Here is an 827-nt window from a genome sequence, read left to right as displayed (position 1 = left end):
TGATGTCACATCCATCAAGGCCGAAGCCCTTGATCAATTCAACAAGTGGCTCGCTAGCAGCGCAGCGGATCAATTGGGCCTGCATCCTGATGCTTGCCAAATTGTCAAAGAGTCGGAGACCATCGGACAGAGCAAAAACGGCTTGATCTACTCCTACACACTCACGCGCTTCCTGCGAAATCGTGAGGGCCAGTACGTCATGTTTAAGTCAACACCGCGAGGCCCTTACGTCAAGCTGATAGCACCGTCTGTTGCGAAGGCCGTTCTCAAGGAGCAGTATGTTCCGCCATCCAACGGCTAACCCCTCCGTCAAGGGGACTGGCCTGCGGCCGGCCCCTTACGTCGAACGTTAGGCAGCATATGGATACCCATGTCTATAGCGGATCCCTGTTCTGGTCGCTTACGGCGATCGTGAGCGACGTTGCTCATGTACTTGTCCCTTTCTGTCTTCTTGCTGGAGGCTTCCTTTGGGGGGTTCGCTCCCGCTCCTGGCCGAGCTATCTCGCAGCGGYCGGCGCTGCTTTTCTCCTAACAGGTCACCTTGCACGCTTGATTTCACCGCAAGTGCGGTTCATCAGCTTAGGTAAAGAGCTTCAACCCACGATCGATCAGAACTCTTTCGTTTTCTTCTTTCACATGTATGGTGACCTTGGCCTATTTGCAGTGGCCATTGCTCTTGTGTGTGCCCATCTGCGGAGGCCCCGTGCCTAGGTTCCTGCAACAGAGTTGCGACATAGCCTATTGCGAGTTCGTTGCGCTTAGCAATGCGCCAGCTGCCTAACCCCTCCGTCAAGGGGACCTGCCTGCGGCAGGCCCCTTACGTCGAA

The 827-nt window shown here is 55.4% G+C and carries 1 protein-coding gene; it reads left to right on the top strand.

Features of this window, described 5'->3' with window-relative positions; translation table 11 throughout:
- Nucleotides 1-301 (top strand): hypothetical protein (locus tag AC1DYI_RS37240; protein ID WP_477209087.1); only part of this gene is annotated, 301 nt, incomplete at its 5' end.
- Between the last annotated feature and the right edge of the window lie 526 nt (nucleotides 302-827).

This window comes from Ideonella sp. P3_A4, from assembly GCF_056403075.1.
The sequence above is the reverse complement of the archived record's forward strand: the minus strand, read 5'-3'. Positions and strand labels throughout refer to the sequence as shown.